Consider the following 17,969-nt stretch of genomic DNA (forward strand, 5'->3'; position numbering starts at 1 on the left):
TGAATTCCTCCTTGATGTTTATCTTTTATCTAAAGCTGTCGTGAATCGATCGCCTATCCATTGAATAACAAACACGATGATCAATATCAATACAGTTGAAACTAGTGTTACGTCTGCATTATCACGCTGGTAGCCTTCCATGTATGCAAGGTTGCCAAGCCCCCCTGCACCGACTACCCCTGCCATTGCTGTATAGCTTACAAGGGCAATTGCAGTAACAGTAATGCCTGATACAAGAGCTGGGGTGCTTTCCGGAATAAGGACTTTAAAAATGATTTGAGTATTTGTAGCACCCATTGATTTCGCTGCTTCAATGACACCTTTATCAATCTCTCTTAAAGCAATCTCAACCATCCGTGCATAGAATGGAGCCGCCCCCACAATCAAAGCTGGTAATGCTGCTTCAGCTCCAAGCATTGTTCCCACGATAAAACGAGTAAAAGGAATAAGCAAGATAATCAAAATAATAAAAGGAATGGAACGGAACACGTTTACGATTATAGCGATAACGCTATTCAAGAATTTATTTTCCCACAAGTTGCCGGGAGCTGTTAAATATAACGCAAGACCCAGGGCAAGTCCTAAAATAAATGTAACCAATACAGATATGGCTGACATGTACAATGTTTCTTTAGTTGCTTCTAAGACAACATCCCATTGAACATTTGGGAACCAAGTACTAAGCATTATGGATCACCTCAACTTCCACCTGAACACGATCTAAAAATTCCATCGCTTTAGAAAGTGCTTCCTCAGAACCTTTAATTTGAATAAATAATGTACCGTATGGACCATTTTGTGTCTGCGTAATCTTTCCTTGCAGAATATTAACATCCACTTCGAAATTCCGGATCAGTTCGGTTATTAGAGGCTGGCCAGCACGTCCACCAATAAAAGTAAGCTGTACGATTCGGCCCTCAGGGAACTCCTGAATAAATTGTTTGATGGTATCAACGGTTTCTTCTGGTTCTGTTACTTGTTTTACAAAATCTCTCGTAATCGGTTCTTTTGGATTTTTAAAGACGTTCAGTACGTCGCCTTCTTCAACTACTTTTCCCGTTTCCATAACGGCAACCCGGTGGCAGATTTTACGAATGACATGCATCTCATGCGTGATCAAAACAATCGTTAAACCCAGCTTCTGGTTAATCTCAACTAAAAGATCCAAGATACTGTCAGTTGTTTTAGGATCAAGTGCTGATGTTGCTTCATCACATAACAAAACTTTCGGCTCATTGGCAAGAGCTCTTGCAATACCAACTCGCTGTTTCTGACCGCCGCTCAGCTGCGAAGGATAGGACCCGCCTCTTCCTTCCAGTCCAACAAGGTCGATAAGCTCATCGACACGCTGTTTAATTTTATCTTTGGGATATCCAGCAATCTCGAGCGGAAATGCGATGTTTTCTCTTACTGTTCTTGACCACAAAAGATTGAAATGCTGAAAAATCATACTTATTTCCTGTCTGGCTTGTCTGAGCTTTTTCGAAGAGAGCTCTGACATGTTTTTTCCGCCAATGGTTACCGTACCGCTGGTTGGTCTTTCCAGCATGTTCAGTATCCGGATCAGTGTACTTTTTCCAGCACCGCTATATCCAATAATCCCGTAAATTTCACCTTGTTTTATGTTTAAATCTACCGTATCAACAGCCTTCACTTCACCATCTTTAGTTTGAAAGACTTTACGGACTGACTGTAAATTAATCAATAGAACTAACCTCATTTCCAATCTGTAATTCTTATAATAAAAAAATGCCCTCTGCTTCAATATGAGCAGAAAGGCATATAATATTCTATGCGCGTTCTCCTCATCTCCCAAGACCATTTAATGTCTTGCAGGAATTGGCACCTTTCTAGTCAGTATGGAACATACAACTAGCGGTTGCCGGGTTTCATAGGGCCAGTCCCTCCACCTCTCGTGATAAGTAAAGCGTTACGTTATTAAGTTAAAGCGATGCATTTTTGAATCACTGTGATGAATAATATCACCACTGTCGATTCATGTCAAACATTTTTAGCATTTTTAATTAAGACCCCTGCTGAAATTTGCTCCCAATGAGAACTTAAATAGAAAATTGCTTCCCATTTTAATCGCTGCCTTAATGTCCCTTGAAACTCTACCATTTCTTGGCGTAAAAGGGTTGTAAGCTTCATTTTTCCCTCTAGCATTAAAGAGAGATACTTAGGATTCCCTTTAAACACAACAATGCGATTGCGTTCCCCTTCTCTATACTCAATTCTTAATGTGGTTTCATCTTTGAGTTTAAAACTGGGTTTAACCGGAATGTTATATAGTGGCAAGTAAGGGCTTCTTCCAATCTGTCTTTCAAAAAAGGTGACATCCAGCATATAAAATCCCCCCGAAATTGGTTGTTACTTCACCGATTCGAGAGGAACTGATTGTTTACCTTCATTTAGTCTTCGACAGCGGAAAAAAATCGTTTTTGCATTTCCGACAGTATTAACCATAATTAGTGTTTATGTTTGTTTTTATTTTGATTGTTGTTATGTTTGTTTTTATTTTGATTGGTATTATGTTTGTTTTTATTTTGATTGTGATTATCCAATGCTTTTCGGTTAATATTTTCCTTTCCCCTTTGCGCATTGTGATTTATATTACGGTTTTGCTTTTGTTTATTGTCATGATTTAGAACTTCTTTTAGTTTAACTTCTTTTAGTCTAACTTCTTTTAGTTTAACTTCTTTTAGTTTAACTTCTTTCTGCGGTTTTCTTGGTTTTTCTTGAGCTTTTTTAGGTTTATTATTTTGAACATGATCTGTTTTTTGCTTTCTGACTGCATTTTTTGAAACTGTTGAATTTATATCTTTTTGGTTATTATTTGATTCTGCTTTAATTTTACGAGGATGCGGTATTGCTTTTTTATCAGCTGTAGATGATGCAGTGCTCACTTTCAACTCTTGAAAATGCACTTCTTTTATCTTTTCTTTATTTAAAGGCTTTCCATTATTGGCTTTTTGGAAAGCAGTATATTTACCTGGAGAAACACCTAAAGTTGTTGCTTTATTACGCGTGTCTGTGTTGGATTCCGATACCGTAATTTGAACAGGATACTTTACGACAGTATCCTTAACAATTGTATCAACAGCTTGATCTAAAGCTGCTACAGTTTTTTCGTTTCCTTCTTCACTCGGAACAGTTGTAATGAGCATTGAGTGATCATTATTCATATAGCCTTCTGTTTCATAAGCTTTTATGAGCTTTTCCGCAAATTCCTCAAATGAGAAATCCTTATCAACGGTCATATTATATTCTTTGAGTAAATGTTTAGCTTCATCATTAAAGGGATGGATCTGAATAACTCGCATGTCATCATCCACACCCACCTCGAGACTTGGATTAATATCGAAACTAACATAAGCTGCGGCTGCTGACTTGCTTCCTGTTGGCACAAGGCCGGATAATAGAACAAACGCAAACAGTGCTGCTAGGGAAGGCAGCACAAAAAGACTTCTTTTTCTGTTTGAAAAATAAGAAGCCTGATACTCCCTGCCTACTGATGGATGTTTGCCTGGTGGTATTCGTACCGTTACAAATGTTCCATCTTTCATGAGCAAAGTTGCTTTTTTATTATTAACTTCTATTACAATACCGCTTCCGCTTTTCAATGGTATCCCTCCCGCAAGTCGCAGGATCAGTAGAAATTACAGGGCAAGAGGAAGTTTAATCCTCTTACCATGTAATCATATTTACCTCACCTTAAGGCTGAATGTATGATTTCAGCGCTTGGAAATCGCCTAAATATATTAAAGAAACTGCTATTATATACTTTCGATTTCTCTCTATGGTTTTACGACTACAGGATACCATATTTAATAAATCTTTTATTGGCAATTGCTTTTTTTCTTTTAAAAATGCGGCAAGTTCTTCATTTTCTGCTAAAAGCCGTGCAATTTCCTTAGCATTTTCACGTGCGTCCACGTGCTTAGGACAATGTTTGCTTAATACTTTAAAGTCCAAACCAAATGTTTTTAACAGCTTTTGATATTCTTCAATTTCATATACACGGTTCTCGACTTGAATTTGATCTTCAAAATGATCCAATGCTGCTTTTTGTTCAGCATAGCTTTCTTCTAAACGACCCTCTTCATCTTCCTCATCCGGCTGAAGGAAAATCAGTCTGTTTTGACGTACCTCTTTACGGATATAGTCAATAACACGGCGTCTGATCACCATATCTGCAAAGGATAAAAAGCGGCTCCCTTGTCCTTCCTGATACTGATCGATCGCTTCATTAAAGGCAAATAGACCTACACTAAACTCATCCATTGTTCGATCTATATATTGACTGCAAACTTTAGACGTAACTTTCTTAATGAATGGCTGGTAATCACCAATTAATTCATTTCTCAATTTTTCGTCGTTTCTTTCTTGGATCGTTAATACTTTATCTTCTATGCTTGTCATTTTATTTTTTGCGATAGGAAATACTGCGTTTAAATTTAAAGATGCCATGATTATCATTCACCCCTGCTAAAAAAATTACTTCTGTTTTGTTCCGTTAACGTTCAACGTTTGTTTTTTATTTTCATAAAACCATTCTTATTTACCACTAATCGTTCGGGAGCAAACATGAAACAAGCTCTCCTAATCATTTATACCATGACTTTTGACATTTGTAGGATACAGTTCTATAACAATATTACAGACCTCGTAACATTTGTGACTTTCTTGTTAAATAACTGAATAAGCAAAAATAACTGATAATTAACTCGCTAACTTATAAATCCCTTAATACGACAAGGTCTGACGAAAATTTCAAATTAAAAAAACACACCTTCTAATGTTACAGATAAGTGTGCACACGACATTAATTTACCATTTTTTTCTTACAGAAAAACCCCCGAAAAAATCATTTTTCTTGAGAATTAGGATAAACGTGAGGAAATATGGGGTTTTTCCCACATTTTATTACAAATTATTTTTCCTTATTTAAGAAATCCATCATGGTTTGATAGATATTTCCAGCTGATTGGAGGGCATAAATCTTTTTTAAGGCTATGCCTCTCGAAATAATCATTAAACAAGGTACGCTTGTTACACCATAACGATCAGCAAGTTCAGGCATTTCGTTAATATTGCACACACCCGTCAATAAACTGCTATCCTTTTGGGCACGAACGGTTTCAATAGCTACTTCCATCATCTTTTTACCCATTTTACAAGTGCCGCATAAAGGCGTTTCCAAATAAAGGAAGAAAGGCTCATTTATTGATTGCTCTACAACGTTTTCCCAGTTATGTCTTGTAATTTCTTTCATAAAAGCTCCGTTATTATTCTGATGGCATTTTAAGAAGACGGTCATTTTCCTCAGAGACGGGTCTTCACTTCCATCAGTATTATTAGTTATGATCATAATTTCGTTTTCTGTTATAAGAATATCACGAATTCTTCCGTGGTAGTTAAGAAACATTTCTTAGTTTTCTTATTAATCATAAGAAATACCTGCTCCTCTTAAAGCCGCTGTATAAAAAAGGCCGTCTTTATAGTGCAGACCAGAGGGCGCTCAGGTTTTTTCCTTCTTTAAAGGTCATCTTAAAAACTCTGTTAAAAAGTTGTTCTTATTCTTTGGTATGTATAATAAACAAATGCTATCTAGTTTTGATTAAAATCTGAATCCAATAAAAAAAACAAAAAAAAAACCTCCTTCCCCTTCATCAAAAAGTGCTGATGAAAATTAAGGGGTGTAAGAGGTTTACCTTTCATTTAGCCCTGAAACAAGCTCCCCGGTTCGTTCACAGATTCAAATTTCATTTTGGGAGCTGCTGATCTTTCATGTTATATTTAACTGTTTTGCCAAAGTCTCTTGGGAAGGCGGATTTCTTGTTTCCTCTTTCAATGAACCGCAGTCATTTACAAGAATCAAAATGGATATTGCGCTCAATAATTTTTTCATCAACCTACCCTAAACAGTTTTTGTGAATATTAAAATGGGCACCTACCAGCACTTTTGCCAGGTACATAAGCGGTGTTTTTGCAACTTCTCTATACATTTTATGAATATATAAATGCTCTGCATTCGGTAGTTCTCGCTGCAGCTGTTTTCTTAATTTATGTCCAGCATCATCCGCATCCACGAGAATATAAACATCTCTATCTTCAATTGCCAATGCTAGCTCTTCTAATTTATCCAACCCTAAAGTTCCGTTTGTACAAATAATTTCAACCGGCTCATTCAATATCGCAGCAAGTTTATCTTTATCTGATTTTCCTTCTACAATGATTACTTTATTCATGCTTCCATTCATTACTCATCTCTCCTATACATTGAAGAACTATTAAATGAATGCATCGCTTAGATTATATATTTGCTTTATTTTATTAAAATCCTGCAAGAGATGTTCTTTATTACTATTCCCCTTTTTACTATATTCCTACCCTTAAATTCATACAGTAAGCTAATTGTCCTAATTGCTTTAAATAGCGTTTTAATCGCATCAATAAAGGTTAATCATTGAATACATCCAGATATTTTAAACTGTTCAAAAGGAGGAGATCACCATTGGCTATGTCAGAAAAAATGAGCCGAGAAGAAGCTGGCCGGCTTGGAGGAAAACAAACTTCAAAATCGCATGGGAAGGAATTTTATCAGGAGATTGGAAAAAAGGGCGGCTCTTCTACTGCTAAAGGACACAATGCTGAGTTTTATCAGGAGATAGGAAGAAGGGGCGGTATGACTACTTCTCAATCAAAAAACAAGGAATTTTATCAAAGGATCGGAAAAAAAGGCGGGCAAACTACATCTAAGACCCATGACAAGAGCTTTTATCAGAAGATCGGAGCTAAAGGCGGCAGTTCAAGCCGATAAATGGTGTCAAATCAGTGGAATCGATCGGATTTGAGAATTATTCTGCCGACTTTCTTGGTTTATTTGTCCACTTTTCAAGATAATCTGTCCACTTTCAGAAGTTTTCTGTCCGAACTGAAAATAAAAAAAGAGGATGATCAATCATATCATCCTCTTTGCATGCTAGCACCAGCCTTTATCACACTCGTCTACATATTTTGTAGGATTTGGTATTTCCGCAGGCTTTTCGCGTTTATAAATTTTATCAGAATCAAATTCAAATCCTTCGGCCATTTCATACATATTGCCTTGGTTCGTAAACCGAATCTGACCAATTTCATCTTTATCCAGGTAAAGGGACATTGAGCCGCCCTTCATTTTGCCAAATACTCTTGAAGTCACATCACGTCTATCTTGGTTCATAAAAAAATCCCTCCAAAAAAGAAATTAGCAATAAGCCTATTCTTTCCTGAAGAGAATCTTTTCATTAATCTTCTTTAATCATTTCCTCATATTGTTCAGCAGTCATTAATTTTTCAAGCTCAGAGGAATCAGAAAGTTCAACTACTACCATCCATGCTTTTTCGTATGGAGATTCGTTAACTAATTCCGGGCTGTCATCAAGATCTTCATTAACTTCTACTACTTTTCCAGAAACAGGAGCATAAAGCTCTGAAACAGTTTTAACGGATTCTACACTCCCGAATGGCTCGTCTGCTTTAAGTTCATCTCCAACTTCAGGAAGTTCAACAAACACGATATCACCAAGCTCATCTTGGGCAAATGCCGTAATACCAATACGTACTTTATTGCCGTCTTCTGTTTTAGTCCACTCATGTTCTTCTGAATAGCGTAACTCTTTTGGAAATTCCATGTGTAATCCCTCCAGCTTTTCTTTGTTTTTATAGTAACTACAATAAATGTTTTATTATAGTCAGCAACAAATTTTACTTTTTCCAGACGTTTTCGTACTGTTCTTCTTTAAAGCCAACTGTCACGTTTTTTCCATCCGTGGCAATCGGTCTTTTGATCAGCATGCCGTCAGATGCTAATAGTTCAAGAAGCTCATCATCTGAAGCCGTTTTCATTTTCTCTTTCATACCTAATTCGCGATACTTCATGCCGCTTGTGTTAAAGAATTTTTTTAGTTCCAACCCGCTCTTTTGAACTAAATCCTTAAGTTCTTCCTTAGAAGGAGGGTTGTCCACGATATGTACAGGCTGAAAGGCTACGTCATTTTCTTTAAGCCATTTTTTTGCTTTTTGGCATGTTGAGCATTTCGGATATTCGTATACTGTCAGTAGCATTATATCACCCCTATTCATAGTACCACAAACTAGTGTCTCCAATAAAACAAGAAATTTTACACTTTCTAAATTGTATCGGAATTGCAGCGAACGTTAGTTTTGTAAGCCTTTCAGTTCTTCATGAAGTTGGAGGGCTTTTTTGGTTGTTCTATAATGTTGGCGAGGGAATATGAATGGCAGAATTTGTCGAGGATTGTAGACTCGTGGATAAACAGCAGAAACTTTTGGATTGAGAGCTAAAACTCGTGGATAAAGTGGCTGAATTTCTGGATTGATGCCTCTTTTTTCTGGAATAAAACTCTTGAACAAGGCTGAATACCCCTTTAGGTATCGTCTGAAAACAGTTTCGGCACCCGAAACTGCACCAGTTTTTAACGTTTTACGATGGGTTCAGCCTACCTTACTTAGATGTTTGTAGGATTAGCTCATTTTCTCCTTTAAAATTGAAATATTCCTTCTGAAAATTGGAGCTGACGGTGCAAGACTACGGCTAGGAGCAGCGTGCCCCCACCTGAGAATCCTTATCGCAAGGCATGCGACGTATTAACAAAAAAAGGCCCTCCTGCAAAAGCAAGAGGGAAAAGGTTTTTTTGAAGGTTGGCGTAAATAAAAATTAATTAAACAACATAGCGTTCTTCTTCAAGAAGTAAAACGGCAATCTCCCGTTTCTTCTTAATAACATTTACAGGTGTATGACGCGTCAGCTTCTTTAATGCAGAAAGCATCATACGCAGCATATCCCCTTCTTCAACAGCGATAATGGATTCCTTCGCATGTGCTTCGATGCGGTTGAAAGCTTCCTGACAATAAACTTCTGTGTAGAGAAGCTTTTGTTTTGCCTTATCCGCTCCAGATTTACCGATTGCTTTTTCCGTTCGTAAAAGAACAGATTCCATGCTGTAGATCTCACTGATGATATCTGCAAGATTTGATAACACTTCCTGCTCTTTCTCGAGCTTTGGCCCGAACTTTTGAACAGCAAGACCAGCTGTCATTAAGAAAATCTTCTTAGCCATGGAAACAAGGTGCTTCTCCTGATCAAGCGCTTCAGTACCAACTTCCACTGGCATAAGCATCATGAGTTCTTGCTGAAGAGCAGTTGCTTTTTGAATCAATGGCAGCTCATTCTTCATCGCTTTTTTCACGAGTGTTCCAGGCACTAGCAAGCGGTTGATTTCGTTAGTTCCTTCGAAGATACGATTTATGCGTGAATCGCGGTATGCCCCTTCGATCTCGTATTCTGACATGAAGCCGTATCCGCCATGGATTTGAACGCCCTCATCCACTACATAATCAAGTGTTTCAGAAGCAAACACTTTGTTCAATGAACACTCAATCGCATATTCAGCAATCGCTTTTGCAAGTTCACGTCCATCTTTTTGCTTCTCATCCGATAAAGCTCCAAGACGGTTTTCAAATAACCCCACTGTTCTGTAAACAGAGCTTTCAGAAGCAAAAGTGGAAATTGCCATGTTCGCAAGTTTTTCTTGAATCAAGCTAAAAGAACTGATTTTACGTTTGAACTGCTGACGCTCATTCGCATATTTGACGGAAACTTCAAATGCGCGTTTCGCAGCTCCTACACAGCCTAGCGCCAGCTTATAACGGCCAATATTCAGGATGTTAAATGCTATCAAATGGCCTTTTCCAGCTTCCCATAAAAGATTTTCCTTTGGTACGGCTACGTCCTCTAGAATCAGCGTACGTGTTGAGGAGCTCTTGATTCCCATTTTCTTTTCCTCAGGACCTGTAGATACACCCGGAAACTCTCTTTCAACGATAAAAGCAGAAAATTGTTCGCCGTCAATTTTTGCATAAACAACGAAAATATCAGCAAATGCAGAATTTGTGATCCACTGCTTTTCTCCATTAAGAATATAATGAGTACCATCTGCATTTAGTTTTGCTGTTGTTTTCGCCCCAAGTGCATCAGACCCTGAACCCGGTTCTGTTAGTGCATAAGCTGCAATTTTTTCCCCTGTTGCCAGCTCAGGCAGGTACTTTTTCTTTTGTTCCTCGTTTCCAAAAAGAACGATTGGCAGTGAGCCGATACCGACATGAGCACCATAGCTGATTGAAAAACCGCGTCCGCGTGCAAATTTTTCAGTGATCAAAGACGAAGAAATCTTATCAAGTCCAAGTCCGCCGTATTCTTCTGGAACATCTGCGCCTAACAGCCCAAGCTCACCTGCTTTTGTAAGAAGTTTACGGGATACTTCAAAGTCATGGTCTTCCATCTTTTCAAGCTGCGGCACTACTTCTTTTACAACAAAGTCTTCTGTTGTCTTTGCGATCATCAAGTGTTCTTCTGAAAAATCTTCCGGTGTGTAAATATCTGCTGCATCAAGGTCTTCGATTAAGAAACTTCCGCCGATAATCTCTTTTTCCGCTGTGTTTGACATTTTTATTCTCCTCCTTTTTTATCCAACAAGTTCAAATACTCCTGCTGCACCCATTCCGCCTCCGATACACATTGTCACAATCCCGAATTGTTCGTTTCGGCGCATCATTTCGTGGAGCAGTGTTAGAGTAAGTTTCGTTCCTGAGCATCCAAGCGGGTGACCCAGTGCAATTGCACCACCGTTTACGTTCACTTTATCTTCAGGAAGATTCAGTTCACGTATAACCTGCACCGCCTGAGAGGCAAAGGCCTCGTTCAGTTCAAATAATCCGATATCGGAAAGTTCCAATCCAGCCATCTTTAACGCCTTTGGAATTGCCGCAACAGGTCCGACACCCATAATGTCTGGCGCCACACCAGCCACTGCAAAGGAACGGAATTTTAAAAGCGGGGTTAATCCTTCCGCTTCAGCTTTTTCCCTGTTCATCACTAAGACCGAAGCTGCACCATCACTTGTTTGTGAAGAGTTACCTGCCGTTACTGAACCTGTTGGAGTAAATGCCGGACGCAGTTTCCCTAAAACTTCTAATGATGTATCTGGACGAACGCCTTCATCGATTGATACCGCTATTTCTTTTTCAACAAGTTTTGATTGCTCATCGAGCCAGCGTTTCATTACATGGACGGGAACGATTTCATCATTAAACTTTCCTTCTTTAATTGCAGCTGCTGCTTTTTGATGGCTTCGTACGGCAAATTCATCTTGATCTTGCCGCGAAACACCGAATCTTCTAGCTACTTCTTCAGCTGTATGCCCCATCCCCATATAATATTGTGGTACCGTTTCGACCAAATACGGATTTGGTTTCACGACATGGCCCACCACAGGTACAAGACTCATAGATTCAGCTCCGCCTGCGATGATCGCATCAGCTGCACCGAGCATGATTTTTTCAGCACCATAAGCAATACTTTGCAGACCTGAGGAACAGAAGCGATTGATTGTTATAGCCGGTACCGTTTCTGGCAAGCCTGCACGAGCACCAATTAATCTTGCCATGTTCATTCCTTGTTCTGCTTCAGGTACAGCACAGCCAATAATTAGATCATCGATCGGTCCATCATAATCTCCTGCACGCTTTAACGTTTCTTTGATGGTAACTGCCGCCAATTCATCTGGTCTCATATGTGCAAAAGATCCTTTTTTCGCTTTCCCTACAGCTGTTCTTGCACCTGCAACTATGACTGCATCTTTTAACATTCGTTTCTTCCCCCCTTTAGTTTCTTAGCGGCTTGCCTTTAACAAGCATATGCTGCATTCTTGCCTGGCTCTTTGGTTCACCGGCAAGGCTTAAAAAAGCTTCTCTTTCAAGGTCCAATAAATATTGTTCATCTACATATGTTCCTTCAGGCACCCTGCCCCCCGCTAAAACAAATGCGAGTTTCTTAGCAATCTTCAGATCATGCTCTGAAATGTACTGGCTGAAGTGCATCGTTTGTGCACCGAGTGCCAGTGTTGCGTATCCAGCTTCACCAATCACTGGGATCTTCTTTTTAATGGGTGCTTTATAGCCTAGATCTGAAAGCGCAAGTACCTGGCTTTTCGCATCATGTAAAAGATGTTCACCATTTACTGAGATGCTGTCCTCGTTTCTTAAGAATCCTAGTTTGCGGGCCTCTTGTGCTGAAGTTGAAACCTTCGCCATAGCAATGGTTTCAAAAGCCTGATTCGCAACTTTTTGGAGGTCGCCTTTCGCTCCTTCAGGAAGCTGTTCCAAGAGACGGATGTATAGTTCTTTGTTTCCTCCTCCACCAGGAATAAGACCGACTCCTGTTTCTACAAGACCCATATAAGTTTCAGATGACATTTGAAGTCTTGCAGCAGGCAAAGAAACCTCAACTCCGCCGCCAAGTGTCATTCCAAAGTTTGCAGCTACTACAGGCTTAGTGCTGTAACGTACTCTTGCCATCGCTTGCTGGAACTGGCGAACCATCATATCCAGCTCAAAGAAATTGTCATCTTGTGCTTCCATTAAAATAAGCATTAGATTTGCGCCGACACAGAAGTTCTTACCCTGGTTTCCGATGACAAGCCCTTTGTAGTTTTTCTCCACTTCATCGATAGCCTGGTGAAGCATCATAATAATCTCAGGTCCGATCGCATTGTTCGGAGATGTGAACTCAAGACCGGCTACATCATCACCTAAATCGATTAGGGTAGCTCCGCCATTTTTCGTGATCACATTGCCTTTTTCTTTAAGACGGCTCAAGTGAATCACTTTTTTATTTTCTTCTACCGGCAGATAGGTTCCATTATGATAGTAGGACACTTCGCCTTCTGCTTTTGAATAGAAAGACGTTTTCTCTGATTGGAGCAATTTCTCTACCCACTGTGGAATGGTTTCTCCTTCAGATTTCATTCTTTCAACGGATTCCGGCAGTCCGATTGCATCCCATATCTCAAACGGGCCATGTTCCCAGCCGAATCCCCATTTCATCGCCTGGTCGATTGCTACAAGGTCATCCGCGATTTCATAACACTTCTCTGCAGAATATAGAAGAACCGGTTTGATAATGTCCCAAAGCAGCTTGCCTGCACGGTCATCGCTGTATAAAAGCGCTTTCACTTTCTGGTTTGTGGTTTTCATTTGTTTTGCAGCTTCGAGTGTTGCTGTTTTCATTTTTGAACGAGGCTTATATTCAAGAATTTTAGGATCGAGTTCTAAAATTTCACTGCCAGCCTTGCTTCTTTGCTTCAAATAAAAACCTTGACCATTTTTGCTTCCGGTCCAACCTTTTTCGACCATTTCGTTTAGAAAATCAGGAATCTCAAATACTTCTTTTTCTTTCCCGTCTACTTGTTCGTACACATTTCGAGCTACATGTAGAAAAGTATCTAGTCCTACAACATCCAGTGTTCTGAAAGTAGCGGATTTTGGCCGGCCAATGAGAGGTCCTGTTACTGAATCTACTTCACCTACGCTGTATCCTTGTTTCATCATTTCCTGCATCGTTACCATCAGCCCATATGTGCCGATACGGTTCGCGATAAAGTTTGGTGTATCCTTTGCTTCAACTACGCCTTTACCGAGTACATTTTCACCAAAATTTCTAATATACTGTACGATCTCAGGTTTCGTGTCTTCAGTAGGAATGATCTCCAGAAGCTTTAAGTATCTTGGAGGATTGAAAAAATGTGTGCCTAAAAAATGAGCTTTAAAATCTTCAGACCGGCCTTCAGCCATTGCACGAATAGAAATCCCGGATGTGTTTGATGTAACGATACTTCCTGGTTTGCGATATTGATCAACTGTTTCAAAAAGTTTCTTCTTTACATCAAGACGCTCAACGACTACTTCAATAATCCAGTCAACATCTCTTAATTTTTCAAGATCATCCGTTAAGTTTCCAATCGTAATTAGATCCAGATTTTCTTTCACAGCTAGCGGAGCAGGTTTTTGTTTAAGTAATTTCTGTGTTGCTGATAAAGTAAATTTGTTGCGGAATGCCGGGTGATCTTCTGTGATTCCCTTCGCTTTTTCTTCTTCACTTAAAGAAGGCGGAACGATATCCAGTAACAATGTTGGGATTCCGACGTTCGCAAGGTGAGCAGCAATGCCCGAACCCATTACACCAGAGCCCAGAACGGCGGCTTTTCGGATTTGACGAGACAAAATAGACTTCCCCCTTTATTGAATGAATACTCATTCATTTTTTATCCATAAAAAAATAATTTGCCTATACTTAATATAAAATATATTCAGAATTTTAGCAATAGTTGAGAACTATTTCTTTAAATTGTTTCAAAATTGACTGGGGTCTGTCCCGGGACAGACCCCAGTCAATTTGTTTTTTCTATGTAAAAAGGAACTCCCCGTTGGCGGAAAGTTCCCTATCAATTACATTTATTATTTTCCAAACACACCTTTTAAAACGAATAATACGTTTGCCGGGCGTTCTGCCAGTCTTCTCATAAAATAGCCGTACCAGTCATTTCCGTATGGTACATATATACGCATCTTATAGCCTTCCTGCATTAGTTGATCCTGGCGCTCAACACGAATTCCGTAAAGCATCTGGAATTCGAATTGATCAAAAGGAATGTTGTGTTTGTCAACAAGGTCTTTTGTATATTGAATAATTTCATCATCGTGTGTTGCCACAGCTGTATAATTGCCGTTAAGCAGGTGAGTCTCAATAAGCTTCTTAAAGTTATTATCAACATCGCTCTTTTCAGGATAAGCTACGCTTGGAGATTCTTTATATGCACCTTTTACTAAACGTAAATTAGGCTGATATTCGTTAAGATTTTGCACGTCCTCTAATGAACGATATAGATATGCCTGAATAACCGTTGAAATGTTATCATATTCTTTCTTCAGCTGTTTGAAAATATGCAATGTTTTTTCGCAGCGAGAATAATCTTCCATATCAATCGTGATGAATACATTATGTTTTACTGCTGCATCCATAATTTTTCTCATGTTGCTAAGAACAAGTTCATCACTAATATCCAAGCCCATGGATGTCATCTTTAACGATAGCTGTGAATCAAGTTTTTCTTTATCGATCGCTTTGATCGCTTGAATACAATGCTCTGTCATTTCAGCCGCTTCTCGTTCGTTATCAACGAATTCACCTAAATGATCGATCGTAACAGGCATTCCTTTTTCATTCAGTTTTTTTATCGCCGCAATCGAGCTTTCAAGTGTTGCTCCTGCTACAAAACGTGCTGCCCCAAAACGCAAACCATACTTTTTAGCCAGACTCGTCATTGGTTTGTTTTTAGCTAAAAATAAGAAAAAATTACGCATTACTTGTTCCAATCCAATGGCCCCCCTATTACACTTTAAAATTTATATAAAAACTGGTTAATTTTTTTTATCGATGTAACCGCTTTAAATATATCATCTTTTTTGCGAAGTTTGTCGATTTTGCAAAATTTAAATTATTTATAAATAAAAAACAGCCATAAGCTGTTTTTATATTTTCTATTCTATTTATCTGATGCACGGTGTGCTTCGTTTAATTTTTTTATCTCACTAATTAATTCCTTCATCGCTTCTTTTGCATCGGGATAACGATCGTTCCAGTGTTTCGCGAGTGGCGGCATGCTTTTAGCAATTGAGGAATAAAGAACATAAGCTTTTACCATTTCAACATGTTCAGGTTCTGTACTGCCAATCAAGAGCTCTGAATATTTTTCAGCAAGTCCGTCAAGCTGTGATCGCAATTTTTTATCCATTGTTTAACGCCTCACTTTCTTTTAAAGAGATAACGAAGACATCACTGCTAAATAAAGTGAACAGGCTGCTAGAATTGATCCTGCAAACGCGGGAAGAAAACCAATCTTTCGTTTGATCCCAATGAATACTCCTATTAAAAGAATAACTCCCATAAAAAGCCAAACAAAACTCATTAGTGACAAATCGATTCCTAAGTTCGGGTTGGCTCCAGGATTCATCCCTGTAACAAACGAAAATAACTGTGAAGGTTTCTCCATTTTCAATGTTTCTGCAACATTATGCGGAGGTGTTTGTTGGCTCATTACTGCAGTGGCAGCGAATACCAAAAATAATACAATACCTTCAGCTTTAATCCATTTTAATAATGGAAAAGTGCTGTTTCCTTCTTTTAGCTTCTTCTTTAGCCATACACCATTAATCAAGCTGTAAAATACAACGATAAACAGCAGAATATGTTTTATTAACAACGCCTGGCCATAATCCAGCATATAGCCATTCACATATTCTGGTACGATATAAGACATCAGCCAAAGACCAGCCCCGATTACTGTCAAAAGACAAATTAGTGCAAAAGGGGTAAACCATGTATAAAACGACTGACCCGGGTTTTTCCCGCTGCTGAAAAAACCTGTAACAAGGAGTATACCCGACCATGCTGTTACTGCAACAAAATGCAGTGAATGAGCTATTATGCCTAACTGACTTAAAGAAGCAGCATGGCTTGCATAACCTACCGAAACAGCCATTCCCGTTAATAACACCAAAGACAACCCTGCAAAAAATCGTTCTTCTTTTATCTCATTAAATAAAACCATAAAAAATAATAAAACAGATATGCCTGTTAAAAACAGCCACCCTTTTCCAACCTCAAAACTAAAAACGATATTTTGAAAGGTTAGCCAATAACCAAAGTCCTCTCCTAAATATAGCGTAAGCCTTAACAATTCTCCTATACCGAAAACAGGCACTAAGGCTATTAGAATCAGGAGCCACTTTTTTGTAATACGAATGACCGGACTGCTTGGTTTGGGTAAAGAATATAGGATGAAAGCACCGATCAGTATGGAAAAACACAAATACAGCAGTGCCTTAGCAACAATAAACATGACAAACAAACTCCTTCTTTAACAATCTATATCTATTGTAGCAGGGAACGGGAAAAGACGTAAAAAAAGAAATGACAATATGACGAATTTCCATATATTTAAAAAGCTGATTCAATCCAGCCTTTAATCTACGGCTTTTTTGAACCAGCTAATTTGTTAATTATCGATTTCCTCTTTGTACAACTTTAGATAGAAATTTCACACCATCTTCATAACTGAACTTTTTTGCAGCACGTCTGAATTCTTTTAATCCTTTACGCGTTACGTTAAAGTAAGGGTCAATCAGCCCTTCTTCTTTAAGGTGTTTTGCAGTCTCAATTGTAATTGAATGCTGAATCTCTCTCATTTTATGGTTAAACTGTTCAAGTGTAGCGTTTAATACAAATTCTTTTCCTAACAGCTGCACGATGTCTTTAGCTGTGGCAGTCTGAACAGAATGTTCATCTTGATAATCTTCAAATTCTTCATCATGCTCATGGACTTCCTCATCTGAAGTCTCTTCGGCAGGTTCCAGTAACGTAGTGATACGTACAATCTCTTGCTTTGTAAGCATGATCTCTTTTTCTTTTTGCAGGAGATATTCGATGTAGTCGCGCTTGTCCTCTTCATGAAGATCTTCTGCAACTAATCTGTTGGTAATTTCTTTTTGTACTTGTTTCATGCGTTTAACTTGTTCTTGCTGTGTTAATAATTGACGTTCAAGTCCATTTCTTTCAGATTCATCTAAAATGGTTTCTTCTTTTTGTACCTCTTGTTCCTTTATTTCTTCAGTTACTTTATTGTTTTTATTGCTGAACGGCAGCAATAATTTTCCTGCTGCTGAAAATGCTTGCAGTGCCTCGTTCACTTTAACATAGAACATACTGCAAATACCGATTGCAAAAATAGCCAGAATGAATGCCAGCATATCGGAAAAATGAAACGTAAATCTGGTTACAGCAATCTTAAACATCAAGACCATTGCAAAAAGGCTGATTAAAATAATTTTGAACCAATGATTGCGGAGTTTAATTTTCTCATCTGTTGTTTTCAAAGCAATTTGCCCCCTTTAAACTCGCTATTAAAGAATAATAACTATATATCTATTCGGATAAGATGTTTCTTTTTGTCCGCGCTTGGCAGAAACAAATGAAAAACAGCTGCACAAAACCGGCAGCTGTATGAACC

At 38.6% G+C, this 17,969-nt stretch carries 19 protein-coding genes and 1 riboswitch; of the genes, 1 reads left to right on the plus strand and 18 read right to left on the minus strand.

The annotated features are described in order from the left end of the window. Nucleotides 1–18 precede the first annotated feature (18 nt). From M3196_RS06615 to M3196_RS06645, 7 genes are all read right to left on the minus strand, one after another. Complete coding sequence (locus M3196_RS06615) at nt 19–687, minus strand: methionine ABC transporter permease (protein WP_251321431.1); 669 nt, start codon at nt 685–687, stop codon at nt 19–21. Then, a complete protein-coding gene (locus M3196_RS06620) occupies nt 680–1,705 on the minus strand; it encodes a methionine ABC transporter ATP-binding protein (RefSeq protein ID WP_251321432.1) in 1,026 nt (341 codons plus the stop codon). The genes M3196_RS06615 and M3196_RS06620 overlap by 8 nt, the downstream gene beginning before the upstream one ends. A 97-nt stretch (nt 1,706–1,802) precedes the next feature. Continuing rightward, nucleotides 1,803–1,925, minus strand: a riboswitch (SAM riboswitch). Nucleotides 1,926–2,001: 76 nt separating this feature from the next. Beyond that, on the minus strand, nt 2,002–2,298 hold the full coding sequence (locus M3196_RS06625; RefSeq protein WP_251321434.1) for a hypothetical protein: 297 nt from the start codon (nt 2,296–2,298) through the stop codon (nt 2,002–2,004). A 170-nt stretch (nt 2,299–2,468) separates the two neighbouring features. Next, nucleotides 2,469–3,623, minus strand: a complete 1,155-nt coding sequence (locus M3196_RS06630) for an anti-sigma-I factor RsgI family protein (RefSeq protein ID WP_251321436.1) — start codon at nt 3,621–3,623, stop codon at nt 2,469–2,471. Nucleotides 3,624–3,714: 91 nt separating this feature from the next. Then, the gene (sigI, locus tag M3196_RS06635) at nt 3,715–4,470 is read right to left on the minus strand and encodes an RNA polymerase sigma-I factor (RefSeq protein WP_251321438.1); all 756 of its coding nucleotides are present in this window, start codon (nt 4,468–4,470) and stop codon (nt 3,715–3,717) included. Between the two features lie 463 nt (nt 4,471–4,933). Continuing rightward, nucleotides 4,934–5,275, minus strand: a complete 342-nt coding sequence (locus M3196_RS06640; RefSeq protein WP_251321440.1) for a thioredoxin family protein — start codon at nt 5,273–5,275, stop codon at nt 4,934–4,936. 640 nt (nt 5,276–5,915) lie between these two features. Then, nucleotides 5,916–6,263, minus strand: a complete 348-nt coding sequence (locus tag M3196_RS06645; protein ID WP_251321441.1) for a toprim domain-containing protein — start codon at nt 6,261–6,263, stop codon at nt 5,916–5,918. 254 nt (nt 6,264–6,517) lie between these two features. On the opposite strand from M3196_RS06645, the gene M3196_RS06650 reads away from it, so the two are divergent. Next, a complete protein-coding gene (locus tag M3196_RS06650; RefSeq protein ID WP_425310976.1) occupies nt 6,518–6,823 on the plus strand; it encodes a glucose starvation-inducible protein B in 306 nt (101 codons plus the stop codon). 162 nt (nt 6,824–6,985) lie between these two features. On the opposite strand, the gene M3196_RS06655 is transcribed toward M3196_RS06650, so the two are convergent. The 11 genes from M3196_RS06655 to M3196_RS06705 form a co-directional block, all read right to left on the minus strand. Then, nucleotides 6,986–7,225 (minus strand): YusG family protein, encoded by a 240-nt coding sequence (locus M3196_RS06655; RefSeq protein ID WP_251321442.1) that lies wholly within the window; start codon nt 7,223–7,225, stop codon nt 6,986–6,988. A gap of 64 nt (nt 7,226–7,289) precedes the next feature. Beyond that, a complete protein-coding gene (gene gcvH / locus M3196_RS06660; protein ID WP_251321443.1) occupies nt 7,290–7,676 on the minus strand; it encodes a glycine cleavage system protein GcvH in 387 nt (128 codons plus the stop codon). Nucleotides 7,677–7,749: 73 nt separating this feature from the next. Continuing rightward, nucleotides 7,750–8,109 carry an arsenate reductase family protein gene (locus M3196_RS06665; RefSeq protein ID WP_251321444.1) on the minus strand — a complete coding sequence of 120 codons (360 nt, stop codon included), beginning with the start codon at nt 8,107–8,109 and terminating at the stop codon, nt 7,750–7,752. A gap of 93 nt (nt 8,110–8,202) precedes the next feature. Further along, nucleotides 8,203–8,418, minus strand: coding sequence for a hypothetical protein (locus tag M3196_RS06670; protein ID WP_251321445.1), 216 nt, complete (start codon nt 8,416–8,418; stop codon nt 8,203–8,205). 308 nt (nt 8,419–8,726) lie between these two features. Beyond that, nucleotides 8,727–10,511 carry an acyl-CoA dehydrogenase family protein gene (locus M3196_RS06675; protein WP_251321446.1) on the minus strand — a complete coding sequence of 595 codons (1,785 nt, stop codon included), beginning with the start codon at nt 10,509–10,511 and terminating at the stop codon, nt 8,727–8,729. 18 nt (nt 10,512–10,529) lie between these two features. Beyond that, nucleotides 10,530–11,711 carry an acetyl-CoA C-acetyltransferase gene (locus tag M3196_RS06680; RefSeq protein ID WP_251321447.1) on the minus strand — a complete coding sequence of 394 codons (1,182 nt, stop codon included), beginning with the start codon at nt 11,709–11,711 and terminating at the stop codon, nt 10,530–10,532. A gap of 16 nt (nt 11,712–11,727) precedes the next feature. Then, entirely contained in the window at nt 11,728–14,124 is a 2,397-nt protein-coding gene (locus tag M3196_RS06685; RefSeq protein WP_276531251.1) for a 3-hydroxyacyl-CoA dehydrogenase NAD-binding domain-containing protein, read from the minus strand. Nucleotides 14,125–14,358: 234 nt separating this feature from the next. Then, nucleotides 14,359–15,276: a proline dehydrogenase family protein gene (locus M3196_RS06690; RefSeq protein ID WP_251321448.1), complete on the minus strand. Its 918-nt coding sequence runs from the start codon at nt 15,274–15,276 to the stop codon at nt 14,359–14,361. A gap of 170 nt (nt 15,277–15,446) precedes the next feature. After that, complete coding sequence (locus tag M3196_RS06695) at nt 15,447–15,695, minus strand: YusU family protein (RefSeq protein WP_251321449.1); 249 nt, start codon at nt 15,693–15,695, stop codon at nt 15,447–15,449. A 21-nt stretch (nt 15,696–15,716) separates the two neighbouring features. Next, the gene (locus M3196_RS06700) at nt 15,717–16,802 is read right to left on the minus strand and encodes a copper resistance D family protein (RefSeq protein WP_251321450.1); all 1,086 of its coding nucleotides are present in this window, start codon (nt 16,800–16,802) and stop codon (nt 15,717–15,719) included. Between the two features lie 160 nt (nt 16,803–16,962). Further along, nucleotides 16,963–17,835 (minus strand): hypothetical protein, encoded by an 873-nt coding sequence (locus M3196_RS06705; RefSeq protein WP_251321451.1) that lies wholly within the window; start codon nt 17,833–17,835, stop codon nt 16,963–16,965. Between the last annotated feature and the right edge of the window lie 134 nt (nt 17,836–17,969).

It is taken from the genome of Fictibacillus nanhaiensis, assembly GCF_023715445.1.
Classification (GTDB): domain Bacteria; phylum Bacillota; class Bacilli; order Bacillales; family Fictibacillaceae; genus Fictibacillus; species Fictibacillus nanhaiensis_D.

Bases quoted from the DNA above. Each gene is read 5' to 3' on its own strand.
- M3196_RS06675 (WP_251321446.1), bottom strand. From the start codon at position 10,511: ATGTCAAACACAGCGGAAAAAGAGATTATCGGCGGAAGTTTCTTAATC.
- M3196_RS06640 (WP_251321440.1), bottom strand. From the start codon at position 5,275: ATGAAAGAAATTACAAGACATAACTGGGAAAACGTTGTAGAGCAATCA.
- M3196_RS06680 (WP_251321447.1), bottom strand. From the start codon at position 11,711: ATGTTAAAAGATGCAGTCATAGTTGCAGGTGCAAGAACAGCTGTAGGG.
- M3196_RS06615 (WP_251321431.1), bottom strand. From the start codon at position 687: ATGCTTAGTACTTGGTTCCCAAATGTTCAATGGGATGTTGTCTTAGAA.
- M3196_RS06695 (WP_251321449.1), bottom strand. From the start codon at position 15,695: ATGGATAAAAAATTGCGATCACAGCTTGACGGACTTGCTGAAAAATAT.
- sigI (WP_251321438.1), bottom strand. From the start codon at position 4,470: ATGGCATCTTTAAATTTAAACGCAGTATTTCCTATCGCAAAAAATAAA.
- M3196_RS06700 (WP_251321450.1), bottom strand. From the start codon at position 16,802: ATGTTTATTGTTGCTAAGGCACTGCTGTATTTGTGTTTTTCCATACTG.
- M3196_RS06655 (WP_251321442.1), bottom strand. From the start codon at position 7,225: ATGAACCAAGATAGACGTGATGTGACTTCAAGAGTATTTGGCAAAATG.
- gcvH (WP_251321443.1), bottom strand. From the start codon at position 7,676: ATGGAATTTCCAAAAGAGTTACGCTATTCAGAAGAACATGAGTGGACT.
- M3196_RS06665 (WP_251321444.1), bottom strand. From the start codon at position 8,109: ATGCTACTGACAGTATACGAATATCCGAAATGCTCAACATGCCAAAAA.
- M3196_RS06645 (WP_251321441.1), bottom strand. From the start codon at position 6,263: ATGAATGGAAGCATGAATAAAGTAATCATTGTAGAAGGAAAATCAGAT.